Raw genomic sequence first — 22,005 nt, 5'->3', positions numbered from 1 at the left:
CGGTGGAGACCTCGAGGAGGGGTTCGTCGACGGCGACCTCGTCGCCGATGGCCTTGAGCCAGCGGGTGACGGTGCCTTCGGTGACGGATTCGCCGAGCGCAGGCATGGTGACGGGGGTGCCCGCACCATTGCCGCTCGACTGCGCGGGTGCGGCGGGAGCCGGTGCGGCTTCGGCGCCGGGCGCAGGTGCCTCGGCTGCAGGAGCAGCTGCTTCGGCTGCGGGGGCGGGTGCGTTACCTGCGGATTCGCCATCGCCGCCGATCTGTGCGAGCTCGCCGCCGATCTCGACGGTGTCGTCTTCCTGAGCGACGATCTTGATCAGCACGCCGGCAGCGGGGGACGGGATCTCGGTGTCGACCTTGTCCGTGGAGACTTCGAGCAGCGGCTCATCGACTTCGACCGTGTCTCCTTCCTGCTTGAGCCATCGCGTGACAGTTCCCTCGGTGACGCTCTCACCAAGCGCTGGCATCTGGACGGAGAAGGCCATGTCTGTTGACTCCTCGACGGTTGTGTTCGGGTGTGTTGAGTTGTACCGACTCGTGGGTGTCGACCATTGTGTGGTCGCGCTCCCATTGTGCTCGAGGCCGGGGACTCGTGCGGTTGGTTCAGGTGTTCTCGTGGGCCGATACCGGAGGAGGCACGCCCGGAACCATCCTTGCACTCGTCGCCATCGGATGTTCGACGAGGGGCGGATCTGCTCACACCGCTTTCGTGGTGTGTCCGGCCACACGCGGCCGTCCCACCCGACTCAGGGGGACGGCCGCGCCGAACTCACGGCAATAATGGGCGACTGTCGTCATCCGCGTTCTGCGACGTCCTCGATCACCGCGAGCATGGTGCGCACCGGCACCCCGGTGCCGCCCTTACCGACATAGCCGAACGGGCCACCTGTGTTGAACGCCGGGCCGGCAACATCGATATGGACCCACTGCACGCCCTCGGGGACGAACTCCTTCAGGAACAGCCCCGCGGTCAGCATGCCGCCCCAGCGGTTCGGGCTGACGTTCGCGAGGTCGGCGACTCGCGACTCGAGATCCGAGCGCATGTACTTCGGCAGCGGCATCGCCCAGCCGTTCTCACCGACCTCCTGCGACAGCGCCGCGACCCGGTCGCGGAACTCCTCGGTGCCCATCACGCCGGGCGTGCGGGTGCCGAGCGCCACCATCTGTGCACCGGTCAGCGTCGCGGTGTCGATCAGGTAGTCGGGCTCGTCCTCGCACGCGCGCACGATGGCGTCGGCGAGAATCAGCCTGCCCTCGGCATCGGTGTTGATCACCTCGACGGTGGTGCCGCCGTACTGGGTCAGGACATCGCCGGGACGCTGCGCCGTCGCCGACGGCATGTTCTCGGCCATCGGCACCGTGGCCGTGACGTCGGCGGCAACGCCCAGCTTCGCGGCGAGCACCACGGTCGCAACGACGGCCGCGGCACCCGCCATGTCCGAGGTCATGGCCTCCATGCCGGCGGCCGGCTTGATCGAGATGCCGCCCGTGTCGAAGGTGACTCCCTTGCCGACGAGCGCGATCTTCGGCGCCTTGCGCTTCTTCGAGGCGTACGACAGGCGTACGAGACGCGGCGGTCGCGACGACCCCTTGCCGACACCCACGATGCCGCCGTAGCCGTGCTTCTCCAGTGCCTTCTCATCGAGCACTTCGACCTTCAGTCCCGCCGCTTCACCCAGAGCCTTCGCGCGCTCCGCGAAGGACGCCGGGTACAGGTGGCTGGGCGGGGTGTTGACGAACTCGCGGGCGGCTGCGACCGCTTCCGCAACCGCTGTCGACCGGGCGAGTGCGGCCTTGGCGGTGCGGTCACGGGTCGAGGTGACGAGCAGTTCGATCCGTGACGGCGGCTTCTTGTCGGCACCGGGCGCCGACTTCTCGGACCGGAACTCCGTGTAGGTGTATGCGCCGAGGGCGAAGCCTTCCGCGGCGGCACCGAGGTCGACGGCCGACAGGGTGGTCGCCACGGTGGCGACACCGGCCAGTGCGCGGGAAGCGGCACCCGCTGCGCGACGCACCTGCTCGGCGTCGATGCTGTCGGCGGCGCCGAGTCCGACGGCCACGACACTCGGGACGGGGAGTTCGGCGGGCGCAGGAACGCGGGTGATCTCCTCGGCGCGACCGGTGGCTCCGACTGCCTGCACCGCGTCGAGAATGCTCCCGAGCACGTCTTCGTCGATCACATCGTCGCCGAGCAGGACCTCGGGGTCTCCGTCGGTCGAGGTCAGACCGACGACAAGTACGTCGGCTCGCTTCGATACCGAGCCGGCGAGAACGAGTTCGGGCAACTCCGGGGTCGGTGCGCTCACTGGGCAACTCCTAGGCAGACGAGGTGACGCAAGAAGGTGGTCCCGAACGATGCTAGTGATTGCGCGGAGAGGAGGTGGGTGTGGCCGGACGGAACTGCGCCGCGCAGCGGGTCGGCTAGCCTCATGTCACATGAGTGACCAGGAATTGCAGCGGGGACCGATCCATGCCGTGCATGTCGAACTCGGCGCGACATTCGCGCCGTTCGGCGGCTGGGAGATGCCTGTGTCCTATGCGGGCACGCTCGCCGAGCACACCGCGGTCCGCGAGAACGTCGGCTTGTTCGACGTCAGTCATCTCGGCAAGGCGCTGGTGGCGGGACCGGGCGCCGCGGAGTTCGTGAACTCGGCCCTCACCAACGACCTGGCGAAGATCGGACCCGGCAAGGCGCAGTACACCTTGTGCTGCACCGAATCCGGCGGGGTCATCGACGACCTGATCGTCTACTACGTGTCGGACGAGGAACTCTTCCTCGTGCCGAACGCCGCGAACACCGCCGCGGTCGTCGCAGAACTCGCCGCACAGGCGCCGGACGGCATCACTGTCACCGATCAGCATCGCGACTACGCAGTCCTGGCGGTGCAAGGTCCGAAGTCCGCCGACATCCTGACGGAACTGGGTTTGCCGACGGACATCTCGTACATGGGGTTCGTCGACGCGGAGTGGAACGGCACGCCGATCCGTGTGTGCCGCAGCGGTTACACCGGCGAGCGCGGATTCGAGGTACTGCCGGCCTGGGGCGGTGCTGAGGCGTTGTTCCGTGCGCTGGAGACCGCAGTGCGTGCTGTGGGGGGCCAGGTGGCTGGCCTGGGTGCCCGCGACACCCTGCGTACAGAAATGGGATACCCGCTGCACGGGCACGAGCTGTCGCTCGCGATCTCGCCGGTGCAGGCCCGCACCGGCTGGGCAGTCGGATGGAAGAAGCCGGAATTCTGGGGTCGGGAAGCGTTGCTCGAAGAGAAGCAAATGGGTCCGACGCGTCGCCTGTGGGGTATCAAGGCTCTCGATCGCGGAGTTCTGCGGCAGGGTCAGACGGTCCTGAAGCACGGTGCGGCAGTCGGCGAAACTACCTCGGGTACCTTCTCTCCGACCCTCGAGATCGGAATCGCACTCGCCCTGCTGGACACGGATGCCGAACTCGCGCCCGGCGACGAGGTGAGCGTGGATGTGCGTGGCCGCTCCTTGCGTGCCGAGGTGATCTCTCCGCCGTTCGTCGAGGACCACACCAAGTAGGCGTCGGCGCCGATTGGTTACCATTGTCATTCATGACAGGTGTCCTCGAATTCGCTCGCGTCCCGCATCCCTCACCGACTTCCGCGGAGCGGCGTCAGGAGATCCTGGCCGATCCCGGATTCGGCCGGTACTTCACCGACCACATGGTGACGATCACCTACACCGAGGGCACCGGCTGGCACGGCGCGAAAGTAGAGCCCTACGCGCCCATCTCGCTGGATCCCGCCGCGATGGTGCTGCACTACGGCCAGTCGATCTTCGAAGGGCTCAAGGCGTACCGGCAGAGCGATGGCAGCATCGCGTCGTTCCGCCTCGAGGCCAACGCTGCCCGGTTCAACCGGTCGGCCGACCGCATCGCGATGCCGCACCTGCCCGAGGAACTGTTCGCTCGGTCCATCACCGAACTGCTCGACGTCGATCACGAATGGGTCCCCCAGGCCGGAGGTGAATCGTCGCTCTACCTTCGCCCGTACATGTTCGCGACCGAGCCGGCGCTCGGGGTTCGCCCCGCGGCCGAGTACAAGTACCTGCTCATCGCGTCTCCCGCCGGGGCGTACTTCCCGCGCGGGGTGAAACCGGTGAGCGTGTGGCTCTCGCGTGAGTACGTGCGTGCCGCACCGGGCGGCACAGGTGCCGCCAAGTTCGCAGGCAACTACGCTGCCTCGCTGGTCGCGCAGGCGCATGCCGCCGATCAGGGTTGTGACCAGGTGGTGTGGCTCGACGCCATCGAGCGGAAGTACGTCGAAGAGATGGGCGGCATGAACCTGTACTTCGTGTACGGGTCGGGTCCCGATGCGCGGCTCGTCACCCCTGAGTTGTCGGGTTCACTGCTGCCGGGAATCACCCGCGATTCGCTGCTCACGCTCGCGATGGATTCGGGTCTGTCGGTCGAGGAGCAACGCATCAGCACCGAGGAATGGCGCGAGAAGGCGGCCTCCGGCGAGATCACCGAAGTGTTCGCTTGCGGCACGGCGGCGGTGATCACGCCCGTCGGGAGCGTCAAGGATCGCGACGGCGAGTTCAGCATCGGTGGTGGAGAACCCGGACCGATCACGATGGCGCTGCGCGACACGCTGACCGGAATTCAGCGGGGAACCTTTGCCGACACACACGGTTGGATGACAACCCTGCGCGCATGAGTCAGGCCTGAGAGGTGATCCGTCGGAAGGTCAGACAGCGCACGCGGCGACGACGGCGAGCAAGGCCACACACCCTTCGGTCGTCGCGCCGAGAACGTCCCCACTGAGGCCGCCGAATCGGGCGGCGCAGTGTTTCACGAACCACCACGACAGCGCCAGTGCCACGCCCACCGCGACCGGGCCGAGCCACAGCGGCCCCGGAACGCACACGGCTGCGGTAGCGATCGCGACGAGACTCCACGCTCCGATCACCACCGGTCCCTGAGAATCGGCGACGAGCGCTCCGAATCCGCTGCCCGCGGCGGCGGGGAGTCCTCGTCTGCATGCCGGCACCACCGTCACCCGCCCGAACGCGACGGCGAACCCGATCGCCGCCCAGGCATTCGCGTCGGCGAGCGCACCGAACGACACGGCCTGCAGGCCGAGCACGACGATCAACGCGGCCACTCCGAACGGCCCGGCACCGCCGGACTTCATCACCTCTCGGGCGCGTTCGGGAGGGCCGTAACAACCCAGACCGTCCGCGGTGTCCGCGAGGCCGTCGATGTGCATGCCGCGGGTTGCGAGGGCGAGAAAGCCGACACACACGAATCCGATGATTCCCGTGGTAGCTCCTGCAGCGGAGACCACCCACGCCACTGCCGTCGCAGTACCGCCGAGGACCAGCCCGGCGACGGGCGCGGCACCGATCGCGCGACCCGCGACTGCCCGGTCGATCTCACGTGGACCGCGCACGGGTGCGACCGTCAGCCACGACAGTGCCAACGCGACACCGCCGAGCCCGCGCTGCATCAGCTGTCTGTGGGTTCGGCGGGGGTGTCTGTTGCGTCACGGGTCGTCACGCCGGCTTCGGCGAACGTCGCCATGTTCGCGAGTACGGACACAGCGCCCCGAAGGATGGGCAGCGCGGTGACCGCCCCCGACCCTTCACCGAGTCGCATGTCGAACTCGACGATCGGTTCGAGCCGGAGGTGACGCAGGGCGACGCTGTGAGAGGGTTCCGACGATCGGTGGCCGGCAACCCACCAGCGGCGTGCGCCTGGAGCGAGTTCCTCTGCAAGCATCGCTGCCGCTGTGACGACCACCCCGTCGAGTACCACGGGTGTACGACGCACCGCCGCCTGCGCGAGATACCCGGCCATCGCGGCGAGATCAGCGCCGCCCGCGGTCCGCAACAGCGCGACTGGATTCTTCACGAACGGGCGTGCCCGTCGCATGGCGTCGCGGATGGCAGAGACCTTGCGCATCCACCCGGCGTCGTCGATACCGGTCCCACGTCCCACGGCTGCAACCGGTTCGGTCGAGGTCAGAGTAGCGATCAGGACGGTTGCCGGAGTGGTGTTGCCGATTCCCATGTCGCCTGCGATCAGGAGGTCTGCGCCTTCATCCACCTCGCGGTCGGCGATCGTGCGGCCCGCGGCGATCGCGCGCATCGCTTCCTCGTGGGTCAGGGCGTCCTCGCGGTCGATGCAGCCGCTCGACCGGCGGATCTTGTAGGCCGACACGTCGGGGGCCGTGTCGCCGTCCACTGCCATGTCCACGACTCGGACCTGGGCGCCGGCATCGGCGGCCAGAACATTGACCGCGGCGCCACCGGCGACGAGATTCGCGACCATCTGCGCCGTCACCTCCGGCGGATACGCCGATACCCCGGTGCGTGCGACACCGTGGTCACCCGCGAAGACCACCACCCGTGGCTGCCGGAACTGGCGGGGAGGTACCTCCCCCTGGCACGACGACACCCAGCAGCCGAACTCTTCGAGTCGCCCCAGCGACCCGGCCGGTTTCGTGAGATCTCGCTGTCGTGCTTCCGCCTGCAGATAGAGCTCCCGATCCGGCGCAACGATGGCGGGAAAGTCGATGGTGGCGGGATCTGCCGTCGTGTTCGGCCCGAGTGTTCTGTTCGGCGCAGGGGGTTTGTTCGGCCCAAAGGGTTTGTTCGGCACAGCAGTGGGATCGCTGCTCACAGGTCGCCTCTCACGTGGGTCAGTCGATTCCACGGTGGATTCGACTGGGATACCCAAGGAATATTTCGGTCAGATCGCGTCGCCGGGCTTGACTCGGGGTAGCGGCGCTCGCAATTTCCGGATCTGCGATGCGCGCACGAATGCGTACCAGCCGAGACCGAAGCCGCCGTCGGTGGAATCCGGGAATCGCGCTCGGACCTTCTTGTTGACCATCCGACCGAGGTAGATGCCTTCGATCACCATCAGCAGCATCATCACGAACATCGCGAGGGTGACGTACTGCTGGATGACCGGGCCGAGGAACATCGTCATGATGAGCACCAGTGCGAGGGGCATGAACAGGCCGACGAGATTGCGGCGGCTGTCGACGATGTCGCGCACGTAGGCCCGGGCGGGACCGCGGTCGCGGGGGAGAAGGAACTTCTCCTCGCCTGCGAGCATCCGGTTGCGGCGTTCGGACGCGTCTGCGCGCCGCTGCGCGGACTCGGCCTTGCGCTCGTCTTTCGACTTGGACTGACGCGCTGCCTTACGGCGTGCACGGGCTTCCTTGGCTGTGAGGGGAGCCGGAGCCACGGGCCCGCGCCGCTTGCCTTCCGCATCGCGCCGTTTGGGCGTCGGGCGCCCTTTCCCCTCGGTGACGTTCGAGGGCGATGTGGTCTGCGTCGACTCGTCGTCGGCGGAGACCTCGGGCGTGGACACCCCCGGCTTGTCGGAGTCGTCAGAACCACCACGGCGTAGCAACTTCACCCTTCCAGGCTATATGCCTGCTCCCGTGATCAGGTAAGCCGCCCACCGGAGGGTGCAGTGAACCTTCTGAAATGAACCTACTGAAATGTGAGCAACTCCTGTAGGAGGAATAGATTCCAGCGCGGTACCGTTGACGCATTCGGGTTGAATTCGAACGACAGGGAGCGCCCATGACTGTCCAGCAAGAGACTGCCGCCCATGGCGTCATCATGACCGAGACCGCCTCTGCGAAGGCGAAGGCTCTTCTCGACCAGGAGGGCCGTGACGATCTCGCGCTGCGCATCGCTGTGCAGCCAGGTGGTTGCGCCGGCCTTCGTTACCAGCTGTTCTTCGACGATCGGTCCCTCGACGGCGATCTCACCGTCGAGTTCGGTGGCGTTGCCCTCGCTGTCGACCGGATGAGCGCCCCTTACGTCGAGGGTGCATCCATCGACTTCGTCGACACGATCGAGAAGCAGGGTTTCACCATCGACAATCCGAATGCCACCGGCTCCTGCGCCTGCGGCGATTCGTTCAACTGAGTTCGACCGTCCGGACCCCGGCACGCAGGCCGTGCCGGGGTCCTCACGTATCTGCCGGTACCGTGAGTCCGCTGCGGCCATCGACCGATGCGCCCTAGCGAATCTCGACAATCCTGAATCTCGACAATCCTGCATCTCGACACACCAGATACCGATAACGCGGAAAGGCTCTTCCACGTGACCATCGCTGTGACCGGCTCCATCGCCACAGATCACCTCATGCGCTTCCCAGGCCGATTCGCGGAGCAGTTGCTCGCGGATCAGCTCGCGCACATCTCGCTGAGTTTCCTCGTCGATGACCTCGTTGTCCGACGCGGTGGGGTGGGAGGCAACATCGCCTTCGCCATGGGTGTTCTCGGCGGTGCGCCGGTGCTGGTGGGCGCGGTCGGGGCCGACTTCGCCGAATACCGCGGCTGGCTGGAGCAGCACGGCGTGGACTGTGGGTCGGTCCACACATCGACGACGGCTCATACGGCCCGGTTCGTGTGCACCACCGACGAGGACATGGCGCAGATCGCTTCGTTCTACCCCGGCGCGATGTCGGAAGCCCGCGAGATCTCCCTTGCCGACGTCGTCGACAAGCACGGAGTCGACCTCGTGCTGATCGGTGCGAACGACCCCGACGCGATGATCCGTCACACAGAGGAGTGCCGCCGGCTCGGTATTCCGTTCGTCGCCGACCCGTCGCAGCAGCTTGCGAGGCTCGATGGCCGCCAGGCGGAGGCACTCATCGACGGCGCCGAATACCTGTTCACGAACGAATACGAGTGGGGCCTGCTCAAGCAGAAGACCGGATTGACGGACGACGAGATCCGCGCCAAGGTCGGCATGCGTATCACCACTCTCGGCGGTGACGGCGCCCGTATCGTCGACGCCGACGACAATTGGGTCCAGGTGGGCGTGGTGCCCGAGCGCGCCAAAGTCGATCCCACCGGTGTCGGCGACGCGTTCCGTGCCGGTTTTCTCCTCGGACACCGGGGAGGGCTCAGCGTCGAGCATGCGGCACAGCTCGGGTCGCTTGTTGCTGTGCACGTCCTCGAGACCACGGGCACCCAGGAATGGGTTTTCGACCGGACCGATGCCGTCAAGCGACTGGCAGACGCCTATGGCACCGTCGCCGCCGACGAGATCGCTGCGATTCTCTGACGGACGAAGTGCGGGACGGCGCTCGTCGTCGACGAAGAGCGCCGTCCCGGTCCGGGCGTGATGCCCGCCTAGAGTTCGACGGGGTAGGTCGGTTCCTGGATCTGCGGCACGATGCGCTTCTCCACGAAGATTCCGTGCCAGATCATGAACACCAGCAATGTCCACAGTCGCCGGCTGTGATCGATCGGGCCCTCCCGATGCGCGTGCAGCATCTTCATGATCGCGGCCTTGTCCAGAATGTGCTCGGTCTGCGACTCGGTGATCACTTGGTGGGCCCAGTCGAACAACTCCGTACCGGCGAGCCAGTGGCGCATCGGTACCGGGAATCCGAGTTTCGCGCGGTGTAGCACATGCGGTGGGACGATGCCTTCGAGAGCTTGCCGAAGCGCGTACTTCGTCGTCTGTTTCGTAATTTTCTGATCGAGCGGTACCTGCGAGGCCACCCGGAACACCTCTGAGTCGAGGAACGGAACCCGCAGTTCCAGTGAGTTCGCCATCGTCACCTTGTCGGCCTTGACGAGAATGTCGCCGCGCAGCCACGTGAACAGGTCCAGGTGTTGCATCCGCGCTACCGGGTCCCACCCGACGGACTGGGCGTAGATCGGTGCGGTCACGTCCTGATGTGTCCACTCCGGTCGGAACTCGCGCAGTACCGAGCGCAGCTGTGCGTCGTTGAAACTGCGCGCGTTACCGTAGTACCGCTCCTCGAGAGGCATCGACCCTCGGTTGAGCAGGCTCTTGCCCCGGGTGCCTTCGGGGATGCGGTCGGACAGCTTGCCTGCGGCGCGACGCAACGGCGACGGCAGGTACTCGAACGGTTTGAGTGACAGCGGCTCGCGGTAGATGGTGTAGCCGCCGAACAGCTCGTCGGCGCCCTCACCCGAGAGCACCACCTTCACGTGCTTACGGGCTTCACGCGCGATGAACCACAACGGCACCAGCGCAGGGTCGGCGACGGGGTCGTCGAGGTACCAGACGATCTCCGGGATCGCCGCGGCGAACTCGGCGGGGGAGACGACCCGCACGATGTGCCGTGCCCCGATGGCCTCCGCGGATTCTGCGGCGACGTCCACCTCGGAGTAACCCTCGCGCTCGAAACCGGCGGTGAAGGTGATCAGGTTCGGGTTGTGTCGTTTGGCCAGTGCCGCGATGGCGGTCGAGTCGATGCCGCCGGAGAGGAACGAACCGACCGTGACGTCGGCACGCATGTGCTTGGCGACCGAGTCCTCGAGGACGTCGGCGATCTCGCGGTAGCGATCCTTCTCACGACCCGCCGCGAACGGACGCACCGGGAAGGTCGGGGTGAAGTAGCGGACCTTCTCCGGCTCGGAACCCGGTCGTACGCGGGCATAGGAGCCGGACTCGAGACGAGTGATCCGGCGGTGCAGGGTCTCGGGCTCCGGTACGTACTGCAGTACCGTGTAGTGCTCGATCGCGCGCTCGTCGAGTTCGGTGTCGATGCCGATGACGTCGGCGAGTTCGAGCAGACTCTTCTTCTCGCTGCCGAACGCGGTGCCCGCCGAGCCTGTTGCCAGGAACAACGGTTTGATGCCGAACGGGTCGCGTGCGAGGAAGAGTTCGCGTGTCGCGGTGTCCCAGATCGCGAAGCTGAACATGCCCCGCAACCGGCGCACCGCGGCGGCGCCCCAGTAGTGGTACGCCGCGACGATCGTTTCGCTGTCACCCTCGGTCGCGAAGGTCGCACCGTGCTCGTCGGCCAGTTCTGTGCGCAGTTCGAGGTAGTTGTAGATCTCCCCGTTGAACGTCAGCGCATACCGGTCGGGCTGTTCCGGTGGTCCCCATCGGAGGGGCTGGTGGGAGTGGGCGATGTCGATGATGGACAGACGGTTGAAGCCGAGAACGAGATCGGCGTCGTGCCAGGTGCCTTGTTCGTCCGGTCCGCGGTGGCGCAGGCAGTGCAGTGCGTCGCCGACGCGCGAGACGGCGTCATCGCTGGTGCCTTCGTTGGTCAGAAACCCGAGCAGTCCGCACACGGAGTTCGGTACCTCGATTCCAATCGGGAAGTGAGTTGATCCCGTGGCGTCCGCAGCGCGTAAGGATGCGGGGAACTCTGAGCCGGGATCCGACGTTTGTCACTGTGGAGTATGCCGCAGATCGCCGATCGAGTTCGTCATCGGGATCGCGCAAAACACGTCGTCATCCGCGACTGCGTCCGGCCGACCGATCCGACGCGACACGATCTTCGTGCCCCGAGGGTGGATAGTGGTCGGCTTTGGTCTACGCTGCGTAGTAATTGGGTCTGCCCAACGGGTGTGCCCTAATGGAATTGCGGCGATCAGGAAGGCGTGAACGTGGCGCAAGGTCGGATCCTTCGGCGGTTCGGGCTCGCAGCATCACTCGGCATTGCAGCCTTGGTGTTGACGGGGTGCTCGAGCGAAGAAGTTCTTCGTTTCGGCTGGCCGGAGGGTGTTACTCCCCAGGCCGAGCGTATGCGCGAGTTGTGGACGTGGTCGGTTGTGGCCGCCCTCGCCATGGGCATCCTCATGTGGGGCCTGATGTTCTGGACGATTCTCTTCCATCGGAAGAAGAAGAACTCACCGGAATTCCCGCGGCAGACGGCATACAATGTGCCTCTCGAACTGCTGTACACCGCCGCGCCCTTCGTGGCGGTTTGTGTCCTGTTCTACTTCACCGTCGTGGTGCAGAACTACGTGCTGGAGAAGGAAGACAACCCCAACGTCGTCGTCGACGTCACCGGGTTCCAGTGGAACTGGAAGTTCGGCTACCGCACCGTCGACATGGGCGGGTCCGTCTACGACGGCACGGATTACGAAGCCGAGGAAGCCATGGCTTCCGAGCCGTTCGATCCGGAGTCGGCCGACCACCATGCCCAGCCGGGTCCCATCCACGGCGACGGTGTGTCAGATCTGTCGTACCTGAACTACGACAAGATCGAGACCGTCGGCACCACCGAGGAGATTCCCGTCCTGGTGCTCCCGACCGGCAACCGGATCGAGTTCAACCTCGCATCATCGGACGTCATCCACGCCTTCTGGGTTCCCGAGTTCCTGTTCAAGCGCGACGTGAACCCGAATCCGCTGAACAACAACTCCGACCCGGTGTTCCAGATCTCCGAGATCGAGCGGGAAGGTGCCTTCGTCGGTCGTTGTGCAGAAATGTGCGGTACCTACCACGCGATGATGAACTTCGAGGTTCGTGCTGTGTCCCCGGAAGATTTCGCGGAGTACATCGAACTGCGTAAGCCTGTTGAAGACGGTGGCGAAGGTTTGACCAACGCCCAGGCGCTCGAGGCGATCGGTCAGGATCCGCTCGCGATCTCCACCCATCCGTTCAAGACCGACCGCACGGACCGCTCGGCGAGCGTTGCCGCGGACGAGTGACCACACATCGACAAGGACAAGTGCTGAAATGAATATCGAAGCCAAGATCTTCGAACTCGTCACGGTGTTCTTCTTGCTCGTCGCCGTCGTGTACGGCACGTTCACCGGCTTGTCGGACAAAGGTATCGAGTGGGCAGGTCTCACCGCGCTCGCGTTGTCCGGCGGATTGACCCTCATCGTCGGAACCTACTTTCGGTTCGTTGCGCGTCGTCTCGATACGCGTCCCGAAGACTTCGAGGATGCAGAGATCAGTGACGGTGCCGGCGACCTCGGATTCTTCAGCGCAGGTAGCTACTGGCCGATCCTGCTCGCCGCCGCTGCTGCGTTCGCTGCGATCTCCCTGGCGTTCTTCCAGGGGTGGCTGATCGTGGTCGCTGTCCTGCTGATCATCGGTGCGTCCGCGGGCCTGGTATTCGAGTACCATCTCGGTCCCGAAAAGCACTGATCACTTCCTGAATGCACTGATCACCTCCTGATCTCACGAGGGCGGGCGCCGCACCCAAAAAGGGTGCGGCGCCCGCCCTCGTTCGTGTCCGGTGAGAAGTATCCGGAAGAGCCGCAGCCTGATCGGGATCGAACGTGCCATCCGACGCGCGCCGTCACCGTCTCGATGCGAAAGCGCCGCGGCGTGCCGGACACCGCCGCACCGACCGCGCTGGGGGCACCATCCGGCGCCAGCGGGGGAGAATCATCGAACCAGACTTGTCAGGTCGTCCGACTTGCCGCGATCGGATGCTCGGGACCGAACGAGGTCGGGCCGGTCGTAGTGTTTCACCATGATCAAGATCGCAGAGGGGGCCGACAAGACCCGCCGTACCGTCGCACGTGTCCTGTCCCCACCGGATACCACCTCGGTGCGACTGCAGGATGCCACCGTCGGACGGGGGTGATGCCGTTGGCCTGACCCGGGCGCGAGAGATCAGCTGTCCGCCCCACAGGGAGATCAGCTGTCCGCTGGTGCCAGGGGTGACGTATGAATCCCTCGGCGCGAATCCCTTGGCGCCGCGCCGAGTACCCAGTGAACGGGACACGGCTTCGATACGGCCAGAGGGCCCCGAACCGGATCCGGTTCGGGGCCCTCGGTGGGTCGAGCTGATGAAGCGTCAGTGAGCCTTGTCGCTGTCGCCCTTGTCGCGGTCGCCCTTGTCGCTGTCGCCCTTGTCGCTGTCGCCCTTGTCGCTGTCGTCCTTGTCGGACAACGCCTTGGAGTCGTCGACGTCGGACTCGCGGTGAATGCGGTCCTGGTATTCCTTCAGGATCGTGCGCAACTCCGCTTCGCTCTCGTGATGTGCGGCCTCGAGGGCAGCCGACTCGTCGGCGGGATCCGCGCTCCACCAGCTACCGGCACCGGGCTTGCCTGCGCTGCCGAGGCGGTTCATCCGCTTGGGCACTGCAGCGCCCTGGTAGTCGAGCGGCAGCGGGTGTCCATGGTCGTCCACCGGGCCGAGCGGCTGGTGGATTTCGATGTACTCGCCGTGCGGGAGGCGACGGACGATGCCCGTCTCGATGCCGTGCTCGAGCACCTGGCGGTCGCTGCGCTGCAGACCCAGACAGAACCGGTAGGCGATGTAGTACGCGAGCGGAGGCAGGATGACGAGCCCGATCCGCCCCATCCACGTCGTCGCGTTGATGGAGATGTCGAACTTGTACGCGATGATGTCGTTGATGCACATGAGCGTCGCGACACCGTAGAAGGCGAGAGCCATCGCGCCGAGTCCGGTGCGCACAGGTACATCCCGGGGGCGCTGCAGCAGGTTGTGGTGTGCGTCGTCCTTGGAGAACTTCTTCTCGATCCACGGGTAGAGGATCAGCACGGTGAACACCAAGCCCATGAGCAGTGCGATCCAGAACGGCTGGGGGATCGTGTATCGGCCGAACAAATACAGCTCCCACGCCGGCCAGATACGAGCCAGGCCGTCCGTCCACATCATGTAGAAGTCGGGCTGCGACCCTGCGGACACCTGCGATGGGTTGTATGGACCGATGTTCCACACCGGGTTGATCTGCAACAGACCGGACATCAGGGCCAGCACCGCGAAGGTCATCGCGAAGAACGCGCCGGACTTGACGGCGAACACGGGGAGGATGCGCACACCCACCACGTTCTGCTCGGTTCGGCCGGGGCCGGGGAACTGCGTGTGCTTCTGGTACCAGACCAGCGCGAGGTGCGCGGCAATCAGCGCCAGAATGATGCCGGGGATGAGCAACACGTGCAGGACGTAGAACCGCGGGATGATCAGTTCTCCGGGGAAGTCTCCGCCGAAGATCATCCAGTGCAACCAGGTGCCGACGACGGGAACCGACAGTGTGATGCCGGAGAATGCGGCGCGAAGGCCGGTGCCGGAAAGCAGGTCGTCGGGCAGCGAGTATCCGAAGAAGCCCTCGAACATCGCGAGGATCAGCAGGAGCGAGCCGATGACCCAGTTCGCTTCACGCGGGCGACGGAACGCGCCGGTGAAGAAGATACGAAGCAGGTGGACGATGATCGACGCCGCGAACATCAACGCGGCCCAGTGGTGGATCTGTCGGACGAACAGACCGCCGCGCACCTCGAAGGAGATGTTCAGCGTCGTCTCGTACGCGCGGGACATGCCGACACCGCGGAGCGGCGTGTAGACACCGTCGTAGGTGACGTGGGCCAGTGACGGGTCGAAGAACAGCGTCAGGAAGACACCTGAGATCAACAGGATGATGAAGCTGTACAGGGCGACCTCGCCCAGCAGGAACGACCAGTGGGTGGGGAACACCTTGTTGATCTGACGGCGGATGCCGGCTGAAAGGTGATACCGCGAGTCGAGGTTCTCGCCTGCTTTTGCAGCGTGTGATTGAGTTGCAGTACTCACGGGCGACGCTCCCAAAATGCCGGGCCGAGAGCTTCGATGAAGTCGCCGCCGGCGACGAGGAAGCCCTCTTCATTCACTGTAATAGGCAGCTGCGGAAGAGCGCGAGCAGCGGGACCGAAGATCGGTTTGCCGTACTCGAGTGCATCGAACTGCGACTGGTGACACGGGCAGAGAATCCGGTTGGTCTGCTGCTCGTACAGCGACGTCGGGCAACCGAGGTGGGTGCAGATCTTCGAGAAGGCGAAGTAGTCGCCGTAATTGAAGCTTTCCTGGCCCTTGCGCTTGATGGCGCGCTCGGCATCGTCGGTTCGCAGACGAATGAGCATGACCGAGTTGCGGATACCGCGAAGACCGTCGAGCAGCGCGTGGTCGTCGCCGCGATCGGATTCACGGAACGGGAAGACCGTTTCCATGCCGCCCGCGTCGAGGTCTTCCGGACGCACCAGGACGATGTCCTGGGGGCGACCGGTATCGCGGCGCAGGTAGATCGTCTCGCCCTGGTAGCGGGGCGTCCACCCGGACACCCAGAGCGACGAGTCGTCACCCTCGGCCCACGGATTCTTGATCAGTCCGCCGAGCGGCATGATCAGACCGACGCCCAGTGCACCACCGCCGAAGATGGCGGTCCGCTTGATGAGTTTGCGCCGGGGCAGCGTCGAGGTCTCGAGTGAGTCTGCCAGCTCGGCGACGATCGTCTTGCGATCGACCTCGGCCGACGGGCCGTCGTGGCGATCCTGGATCGACACCTCTTCGGGTATGAACTTCTTGGTGAACTGGACTGCGCCGACACCGATCCCGAGGATGGACAGCCCCAGGGTCAGACCGAGCAGCGGGGTGTAGAGGTTGTACCACCCGTATTGCGGGTCGTCGATGCTCTGGTATTCCCATGGCCAGAACAGGTAGACGGCGATGAACGCAACACCTGCGATGCCGGCCAGGATGAACCAGGCTGCCACGTTGCGCTCGGCGCGCTTCTCGGCGCGGGTGCCTTCGACGGGCCACCGATCCTTGCGGAACGCGACATCGACGCCGTCGAGGTTCGTGCCGAGCTCGACGAGATCGTCGCGGCTCATCTGATCGAGGTTCTCGATCGAGTGCTTGTTCGGCGTGTCGCCGCTACTCATGACCTTGCTCCGATCCACAGTGCAGCACCGACAACCGCGACGATGCCTACGGCGAACATCGTGGGACCTTCGGCGCCGGGCCCGAAGCCTCCGAGGCCGTAGCCGCCCGGATCCTGTGTCTCGCTGACAGACTTGACGTATGCGATGATGTCTTGCTTCTCCTCGATCGTCAGCTGACGATCGGAGAATTTCGGCATGTTCTGCGGCCCCGTGACCATGGCGGTGTAGATCTGCTGTTCATTGGCCGGGTCGAGGATGGGTGCGAACTTGCCGGACGAGAGTGCGCCACCGCGACCGGTGAAGTTGTGGCACGATGCGCAGTTCTGCCGGAACAGTTCGCTACCGCGTCCGATGTCGTTGCCGCGCAACGAGGACTGGGCGATCTCGCCGTTCTCGTCGCGGATGACCGTCGGCCCACCACCGTTGGCCTGGATGTAGGCGCCGAGAGCATCAGTCTGATGGGCGTCGAACTTCGGGTCCTTACGCAGGGCCTGAGCCTCGTTTCGGGCGGCCGGCATACGACCGGAGGACACCTGGAAGTAGACCGCAGCCTCGCCCACGCCGATCAGCGTGGGGCCGCGATCGTCGATGCCCTGCAGATTGACACCGTGGCAGGTCACGCAGGAGGTCTCGTAGAGCTGCTGGCCTTCGCGGATCAGTGCGCTCTGATCGTCCTGCGCAGTGGCCACCTGCGGGTCGGGTGTCAGCGCCGAGGCGAGGAAGCCTGCGCTGAGGAGACCGAGGGCCAGTACCAAGGCGCCGGTGACGCGGCGCCTGAGCTTGCGCTGACGGCGGGACGTGGCAGCCGAAGCTGCCGAGGATCGACCGGGCATGTCGTCACCCTCGGGTGCGAGAGGTGGGGATGAACTCATCTGTATCCCTTATATGTAAGTCGGGACTGACTGGACGTCAGGGGGCTGCCTAAGCGTTCAGCTGGCTAACGGATGAAATAGATCGTGGCAAACAGTGCGATCCACACGATGTCGACGAAGTGCCAGTAGTACGACACCACGATGGCTGCGGTGGCCTGCGCGGGAGTGAACTTACTGACCTTGGTGCGGAACAGTAGGAACACGAATGCGATGAGTCCACCGATCACGTGCAGGCCGTGGAAGCCGGTGGTGATGTAGAAGACCGAGCCGTACACACTGCCCGAGATGGTGGTGCCGTCCTGGACCAGGACGATGTACTCGTAACCCTGACCGAGCACGAAGAATGTGCCCATCGCGAGGGTGATCAGGTACCACCGTCGAAGACCGAAGACGTCGCCGCGTTCGGCTGCGAACACACCCAGCTGGCAGGTGAAGGAGGATGCGATCAGCACCGAGGTGATCGGTACCGCTACCCACAGGTTCAAGTGGGTGGGGGGCGGAGGCCACATGCCCTCCGGCGCCTGTGCCCGTGCCACGAAGTACATGGCGAAGAGCCCCGCGAAAAACATGAGCTCACTGGACAACCACACGATTGTGCCGACGCTGACCAGGTTGGGCCGGTTCAACGAGTGCACGCGCTGTGTGATTGCAGATCCTGAAGTCCCTACTGCGCTCGTCACGCTGGCTAGTATGACCCGTCGTAGTAAGTGATGGGCAATCGGGGCCGAAATCGGCGCGTCTTCACAGTTCCCGAGGTGAGAAATGCCGAGTCCCCGGATCGCGGGGCAACCCGATATGGCGGATGTGAAGGTGGCGGAATGAGTGAACAACCGGGGTTGCTGGGGAGAATCCGCCGGCTTGTGACGAGACGGCGACCAGAGCCCCTCGACGGAACCCGGCAGGACCTCGTGATCGTCGTCGAATCGTTCGACGACTCGGAGGCATGCTCGGCCGCACTCGATCGTGGCACACAGCGGGCCCCGTATTGGGTCGAATCCGACGATGCTGTCCTGCGACACCATCTGCAGCTTCCCTCAGCGCTGGTCGAGGAAGCTCTCGCGCTGGCCGGTCAGGACGGTTACACGGCCTCCGTGCCCCCGGTTCCGGTGTCTTCTGCGGCCCCTGCCGCAGATGGGGAGGCACCGCTCTCTCTGATCTTGCAGCGAGTCCAGAGACTCGACGCGATGCACTGCGCCCAGGAGAAGTCGCGGATGGCGTCGCTGGCCCAACGTCTCGGCGGCAATGCTCTCGGATGGGACGCGCTCCAGCCCGAGTGACCGCTCCAGGCCGAGTGCCATGCATGCAGTCGCCGGACAACGCCTGGCTAAGCTTTCTCCGCGAAGGGCACAACAGTGCTCGGCAGCGAGTCGGATGTGGCGAAGGGTAGGTGCGATGAACGCGAGGCAGACCGCGGACGAGGTGGTCGCCAGTTGGCCCGCAGTACTCGGATCGCTGACAGCGGGCCGCGATCTGACGCGACCCGAGGCCGTCTGGGCAATGGACGAGATCTTCTCCGACAACGCAACCCCCGCGCAGATCGCGGCGTTCGGTGTCGCACTGAAGATGAAGGGCGAGACCCCGGACGAGTTGCGAGCTCTCGCCGACACGATGCTCGGCTACGCGAACCTGGTGCCGGTGGACGACGACACGGTCGACATCGTCGGAACCGGCGGTGACCGTGCCAACACTGTGAACATCTCGACAATGGCAGCGCTCGTGGTGGCCGCAGCGGGTATCCGAGTGGTCAAACACGGGAACCGGGCTGCCTCGTCGAAGAGCGGTGGCGCCGACGTGCTCGAGGAACTCGGGGTACACATCGATCTCGGGCCGGAGCAGGTTGCACGCTCGCTCGAGGAAGCGGGCATCGGATTCTGCTTCGCGCCGGTGTATCACCCGGCCCTGCGGTTCGCGGCTGCCCCGCGCAAGCAGATCGGGATCCCGACCGTGTTCAACGTTCTCGGTCCGCTCACCAACCCTGCGCGTCCCCGTGCCGGGCTGATCGGCTGTGCCTTCGAGTCATTGGTACCGACCATTGCGGGGGTGCTCGCGCAACGTGGTAAATCGGCGCTGGTCGTTCGTGGCGACGACGGTCTCGACGAGCTGACGACGTCGACGACGTCGACCGTGCACATCGTGCGAGGAGGCGCGGTCGAGGTTCGGACGCTCGATCCGACGAGGCTCGGGATCGCACGCGTGCCGCTCGAAGCGCTTCGAGGTGGCGATGCAGCCGAGAATGCTGTGGTCGCACGGGCATGCCTCGCGGGCGAGACCGGGCCCGTGCGTGATGCTGTGCTTCTCAATGCCGCGGGAGCGATTGCCGCGTTCCGAGGTATCGACGGTGGGGGTATCGACGGTGGGCTCGAGGAAGCGCTTGCCGCCGGACTCGAGTCGGCCGCGGCCGCCGTAGACAGCGGCGCGGCCGTGAAGGTGCTCGAGAGGTGGGCCGCCGTGACGACCCGACTCGGGGGCGAAGCCCAGCGCTGACCCCAGCCGTCATGGTGTCGAGGTGGTGCCCGCACCGTGTGGGCGGACACCACCTGGCGCGGATGTGCCGCGGGAGCGGGTCAGTTCCCGATGGAGAAGCCCGCCTCGATGTCGTCGCTCGAATACGACTGGAACGCAATGTGCGTGACGGTCTTGCTCACGCCCTCGACCTTGTTGATGCCCCGCGTGACCACCTCTGCGATCTGCTCGTGGTCGCGGACCCGCACAATCGCCACGAGATCGACGTCCCCGGCACACGAGTACACCGTGTCCACCCCGGCGAGGTCGGCCACCGCTCGGGCGGTTTCCGGGATGCGGTGGGCGTCGGCGTCGATCAGGACGATGGCGTTGATCATGGGGACTCCTTGTGTGTACTCCGGTGACTTGTCTGTACTCCGATGACGCAGATCTTCCTCCGGTGCCGATCAGCCTATGCGGTGGGCGTCCGGTTCCGGGGGCGGCCCGGAGGCCCCGCGCGCTTCGCGGGCCAACTCGGCCCATTCGCTCCATCGGCCCGCGCCTTCGACAGGCTCGGACCATCCGTGGGAGGTCCGCACGATGCGCACCCCGTCGGAGTCCAGCCACCGCGCAAGCTGTCCTATCTCTTCGGGGGGCGCACCGCGAAGAGGGCCTGGACCGGGCCGTATCGTTTCGGCGCTCGCCGTGATCGCCTCGACGACCGGCATGGGACGCACCCCACGTTCGGCGACGCCGGCCGACGCGAGTCGTCCGGCGCGCACGACGGCGAAATCCCACCCCCCTTCGGGGCGGGGCCGGGCGGCGATCAGTTCGTCGATGGCGGCAAGCGCGGCGAGGCGTTGCGTGCGTCGAAGGGCACGGACTGCGTCGGCGGTGCGGTCGCGTAATCGTGCCGCGTTCTCGAACAGTTCTTTGCCCGCCAACTCGTCGATGCGCTCCTGCGCTCGTGTGATCGTCGAGGCGTCGTGGCCACGGAGGAGCGCGCGTGCCTGCCGGACCTGAACGGAATACTCGTCGGGAGTCTGAGGACCGAACGAGGCCGCCGAACAGGCACCGACAGCGTCGGGTGGGCAACGGTCGCCGTGGCGCGCGGACAGGCCGATCCGGCGGGTACACGTGCGCAGCCCACTGAACCCGGCGAGGGTGGCGGCCACGTCGGCGGCTGCGTTCCGGACGGAGAAAGGACCGAGCGCGTCGGTCGAGGGTGTGCGCGAGATCGCGAGGCGCGGGAACGGTTCGTCGGTGAGTGTGATCCACCATCCGCGAGTGGGGTATTTGGAACGGCGGTTGTACGGGGGAGCGTGGGCAGCAATGAGTCGGAGTTCGCGGATCCCGGCCTCGAGACCGTGCGCGCATTCGACGTGGTCGATGCGGGTCGTCAGCGCGACCATCTCGCGCAGTCGGGGGCGGGTCTCCGAACCCGTGAAGTAGTTGCGGACACGGCGACGCAGATCCACGGCCGTGCCGATATAGAGCGCTTCGTCCGAGGGGCCCCGGAACAGATATACGCCGGGGCGATGCGGTAGATGCGCAGCCAGGGTGCGTTTGGCACGTTGTTCGGCGGTGACGGCGGGGATGTAGTCCCGCAGTTCGGTGAGACTGTGCACTCCCTGGTTGCCGACGCGCTCGATGAGCGCGTGGAGCACCTCGACGGTTGCGCGGGCGTCGTCGAGCGCGCGATGTGTGGGCTGCGTCGACACGTCGAACAAGGTGGCGAGTGCGGAGAGTTTCACCGAGGGTGCTTCGTCGCGTCCCAGGACCCGCCGCGCCAGTTTGACGGTGCAGACGACGGGGAACCGTGGCCACGCCACGTCGCAGCGTGCAGCCGCCGCACGGAGGAAGCCGGTGTCGAAGCCCGCGTTGTGCGCTACGAGGACCGCGCCGCCGGCGAACTCGAGGAACGCGGGAAGTACTTCCTCGATACGGGGCGCCTGATAGACCATCGCGGTGGTGATGCCCGTGAGGCGGACGATCTCGGGAGGGATCGACCGGCCGGGGTCGACGAGCGTTGCGAACTCGCCGAGTACTTCACCGTGGCGCACCTTGACCGCGCCGATCTCGGTGATGGCGTCGTCGCCGGAACGTCCTCCCGTGGTTTCGAGATCGACCACGACGAAGGTGGTGTCGCGGAGGGGAGTGTCGAGTTCGTCGAAGCTCAGCTGAATCCCGTGAGTGGTGTCGGAGCCGGTGGGAGACGACGTCATGGGCACGAGCGTAGAAACCGCCTCTGACACGCCCGAGAACCGGACCTTCCACGCCGATGAGATGAGGATCACACCCGG

At 65.6% G+C, this 22,005-nt stretch carries 20 protein-coding genes; 8 read left to right on the top strand and 12 right to left on the bottom strand.

Annotated features, from left to right (window positions below; all coding sequences use genetic code 11):
- Positions 1-487, bottom strand: a 487-nt coding sequence (locus ACZI8W_RS24035; RefSeq protein ID WP_463371031.1) for a biotin/lipoyl-containing protein, incomplete at its 3' end; no start/stop codon positions are given.
- 309 nt (positions 488-796) lie between these two features.
- Positions 797-2,308, bottom strand: a complete 1,512-nt coding sequence (locus tag ACZI8W_RS24030; protein ID WP_463371030.1) for a leucyl aminopeptidase — start codon at positions 2,306-2,308, stop codon at positions 797-799.
- Between the two features lie 130 nt (positions 2,309-2,438).
- On the opposite strand from ACZI8W_RS24030, the gene gcvT reads away from it, so the two are divergent.
- Positions 2,439-3,539 carry a glycine cleavage system aminomethyltransferase GcvT gene (gcvT, locus tag ACZI8W_RS24025; RefSeq protein WP_463371029.1) on the top strand — a complete coding sequence of 367 codons (1,101 nt, stop codon included), beginning with the start codon at positions 2,439-2,441 and terminating at the stop codon, positions 3,537-3,539.
- Positions 3,540-3,571: 32 nt separating this feature from the next.
- Positions 3,572-4,678: a branched-chain amino acid aminotransferase gene (locus ACZI8W_RS24020; RefSeq protein WP_463371028.1), complete on the top strand. Its 1,107-nt coding sequence runs from the start codon at positions 3,572-3,574 to the stop codon at positions 4,676-4,678.
- A gap of 30 nt (positions 4,679-4,708) precedes the next feature.
- On the opposite strand, the gene ACZI8W_RS24015 is transcribed toward ACZI8W_RS24020, so the two are convergent.
- The 3 genes from ACZI8W_RS24015 to ACZI8W_RS24005 all read right to left on the bottom strand — a co-directional run bounded on the left by ACZI8W_RS24015 (position 4,709) and on the right by ACZI8W_RS24005 (position 7,392).
- Positions 4,709-5,470, bottom strand: coding sequence for an adenosylcobinamide-GDP ribazoletransferase (locus ACZI8W_RS24015; RefSeq protein ID WP_463371027.1), 762 nt, complete (start codon positions 5,468-5,470; stop codon positions 4,709-4,711).
- Positions 5,470-6,540, bottom strand: a complete 1,071-nt coding sequence (gene cobT, locus ACZI8W_RS24010; RefSeq protein ID WP_463371042.1) for a nicotinate-nucleotide--dimethylbenzimidazole phosphoribosyltransferase — start codon at positions 6,538-6,540, stop codon at positions 5,470-5,472. The genes ACZI8W_RS24015 and cobT overlap by 1 nt, the downstream gene beginning before the upstream one ends.
- 174 nt (positions 6,541-6,714) lie before the next feature.
- On the bottom strand, positions 6,715-7,392 hold the full coding sequence (locus ACZI8W_RS24005; protein ID WP_463371026.1) for a DUF3043 domain-containing protein: 678 nt from the start codon (positions 7,390-7,392) through the stop codon (positions 6,715-6,717).
- A 170-nt stretch (positions 7,393-7,562) separates the two neighbouring features.
- On the opposite strand from ACZI8W_RS24005, the gene ACZI8W_RS24000 reads away from it, so the two are divergent.
- Both ACZI8W_RS24000 and ACZI8W_RS23995 read left to right on the top strand, forming a co-directional pair.
- The gene (locus ACZI8W_RS24000) at positions 7,563-7,913 is read left to right on the top strand and encodes a HesB/IscA family protein (protein ID WP_463371025.1); all 351 of its coding nucleotides are present in this window, start codon (positions 7,563-7,565) and stop codon (positions 7,911-7,913) included.
- 177 nt (positions 7,914-8,090) lie between these two features.
- Positions 8,091-9,059 carry a carbohydrate kinase family protein gene (locus tag ACZI8W_RS23995; RefSeq protein ID WP_463371024.1) on the top strand — a complete coding sequence of 323 codons (969 nt, stop codon included), beginning with the start codon at positions 8,091-8,093 and terminating at the stop codon, positions 9,057-9,059.
- 68 nt (positions 9,060-9,127) lie between these two features.
- Here ACZI8W_RS23995 and asnB read toward each other — a convergent pair whose 3' ends face one another.
- Positions 9,128-11,053, bottom strand: coding sequence for an asparagine synthase (glutamine-hydrolyzing) (asnB, locus tag ACZI8W_RS23990; RefSeq protein WP_463371023.1), 1,926 nt, complete (start codon positions 11,051-11,053; stop codon positions 9,128-9,130).
- Between the two features lie 312 nt (positions 11,054-11,365).
- On the opposite strand from asnB, the gene ctaC reads away from it, so the two are divergent.
- Both ctaC and ACZI8W_RS23980 read left to right on the top strand, forming a co-directional pair.
- Positions 11,366-12,421 (top strand): aa3-type cytochrome oxidase subunit II, encoded by a 1,056-nt coding sequence (gene ctaC, locus ACZI8W_RS23985; RefSeq protein WP_463371022.1) that lies wholly within the window; start codon positions 11,366-11,368, stop codon positions 12,419-12,421.
- A 28-nt stretch (positions 12,422-12,449) separates the two neighbouring features.
- Positions 12,450-12,866: a cytochrome c oxidase subunit 4 gene (locus ACZI8W_RS23980; protein WP_463371021.1), complete on the top strand. Its 417-nt coding sequence runs from the start codon at positions 12,450-12,452 to the stop codon at positions 12,864-12,866.
- Between the two features lie 658 nt (positions 12,867-13,524).
- Here ACZI8W_RS23980 and qcrB read toward each other — a convergent pair.
- The 4 genes from qcrB to ctaE form a co-directional block, all read right to left on the bottom strand.
- On the bottom strand, positions 13,525-15,264 hold the full coding sequence (qcrB, locus tag ACZI8W_RS23975; RefSeq protein ID WP_463371020.1) for a cytochrome bc1 complex cytochrome b subunit: 1,740 nt from the start codon (positions 15,262-15,264) through the stop codon (positions 13,525-13,527).
- Positions 15,261-16,388 (bottom strand): cytochrome bc1 complex Rieske iron-sulfur subunit, encoded by a 1,128-nt coding sequence (gene qcrA / locus ACZI8W_RS23970; protein WP_463371019.1) that lies wholly within the window; start codon positions 16,386-16,388, stop codon positions 15,261-15,263. Before qcrA ends, qcrB begins: the two co-directional genes overlap by 4 nt.
- Positions 16,385-17,221, bottom strand: a complete 837-nt coding sequence (gene qcrC / locus ACZI8W_RS23965) for a cytochrome bc1 complex diheme cytochrome c subunit (protein WP_463371041.1) — start codon at positions 17,219-17,221, stop codon at positions 16,385-16,387. Before qcrC ends, qcrA begins: the two co-directional genes overlap by 4 nt.
- 104 nt (positions 17,222-17,325) lie before the next feature.
- Positions 17,326-17,940, bottom strand: coding sequence for an aa3-type cytochrome oxidase subunit III (ctaE, locus tag ACZI8W_RS23960; protein WP_463371018.1), 615 nt, complete (start codon positions 17,938-17,940; stop codon positions 17,326-17,328).
- 138 nt (positions 17,941-18,078) lie between these two features.
- Here ctaE and ACZI8W_RS23955 point away from each other — a divergent pair, with 138 nt between their 5' ends.
- Both ACZI8W_RS23955 and trpD read left to right on the top strand, forming a co-directional pair.
- Positions 18,079-18,537, top strand: coding sequence for a hypothetical protein (locus ACZI8W_RS23955; protein WP_463371017.1), 459 nt, complete (start codon positions 18,079-18,081; stop codon positions 18,535-18,537).
- Between the two features lie 115 nt (positions 18,538-18,652).
- Complete coding sequence (trpD, locus tag ACZI8W_RS23950; RefSeq protein WP_463371016.1) at positions 18,653-19,744, top strand: anthranilate phosphoribosyltransferase; 1,092 nt, start codon at positions 18,653-18,655, stop codon at positions 19,742-19,744.
- A gap of 80 nt (positions 19,745-19,824) precedes the next feature.
- Here trpD and ACZI8W_RS23945 read toward each other — a convergent pair whose 3' ends face one another.
- Complete coding sequence (locus tag ACZI8W_RS23945) at positions 19,825-20,100, bottom strand: Lrp/AsnC family transcriptional regulator (RefSeq protein ID WP_463371015.1); 276 nt, start codon at positions 20,098-20,100, stop codon at positions 19,825-19,827.
- A 69-nt stretch (positions 20,101-20,169) separates the two neighbouring features.
- Complete coding sequence (locus ACZI8W_RS23940) at positions 20,170-21,927, bottom strand: DEDD exonuclease domain-containing protein (protein ID WP_463371014.1); 1,758 nt, start codon at positions 21,925-21,927, stop codon at positions 20,170-20,172.
- Between the last annotated feature and the right edge of the window lie 78 nt (positions 21,928-22,005).

It is taken from the genome of Rhodococcus ruitaii, from assembly GCF_055230935.1.
Note: the sequence above shows the minus strand (reverse complement) of the source record. Positions and strands in the feature narration are given on the sequence as shown.

What these genes read in the sequence shown, in the direction of transcription:
- gcvT (WP_463371029.1), top strand. Translation starts at nt 2,439, where the DNA reads ATGAGTGACCAGGAATTGCAGCGGGGACCGATCCATGCCGTGCATGTC.
- ACZI8W_RS23940 (WP_463371014.1), bottom strand. Translation starts at nt 21,927, where the DNA reads ATGACGTCGTCTCCCACCGGCTCCGACACCACTCACGGGATTCAGCTG.
- ACZI8W_RS24015 (WP_463371027.1), bottom strand. Translation starts at nt 5,470, where the DNA reads ATGCAGCGCGGGCTCGGCGGTGTCGCGTTGGCACTGTCGTGGCTGACG.
- ACZI8W_RS23955 (WP_463371017.1), top strand. Translation starts at nt 18,079, where the DNA reads ATGAGTGAACAACCGGGGTTGCTGGGGAGAATCCGCCGGCTTGTGACG.
- ACZI8W_RS24020 (WP_463371028.1), top strand. Translation starts at nt 3,572, where the DNA reads ATGACAGGTGTCCTCGAATTCGCTCGCGTCCCGCATCCCTCACCGACT.
- ACZI8W_RS23980 (WP_463371021.1), top strand. Translation starts at nt 12,450, where the DNA reads ATGAATATCGAAGCCAAGATCTTCGAACTCGTCACGGTGTTCTTCTTG.
- trpD (WP_463371016.1), top strand. Translation starts at nt 18,653, where the DNA reads ATGAACGCGAGGCAGACCGCGGACGAGGTGGTCGCCAGTTGGCCCGCA.
- qcrC (WP_463371041.1), bottom strand. Translation starts at nt 17,221, where the DNA reads ATGCCCGGTCGATCCTCGGCAGCTTCGGCTGCCACGTCCCGCCGTCAG.
- ACZI8W_RS24000 (WP_463371025.1), top strand. Translation starts at nt 7,563, where the DNA reads ATGACTGTCCAGCAAGAGACTGCCGCCCATGGCGTCATCATGACCGAG.
- ACZI8W_RS23945 (WP_463371015.1), bottom strand. Translation starts at nt 20,100, where the DNA reads ATGATCAACGCCATCGTCCTGATCGACGCCGACGCCCACCGCATCCCG.
- qcrA (WP_463371019.1), bottom strand. Translation starts at nt 16,388, where the DNA reads ATGAGTAGCGGCGACACGCCGAACAAGCACTCGATCGAGAACCTCGAT.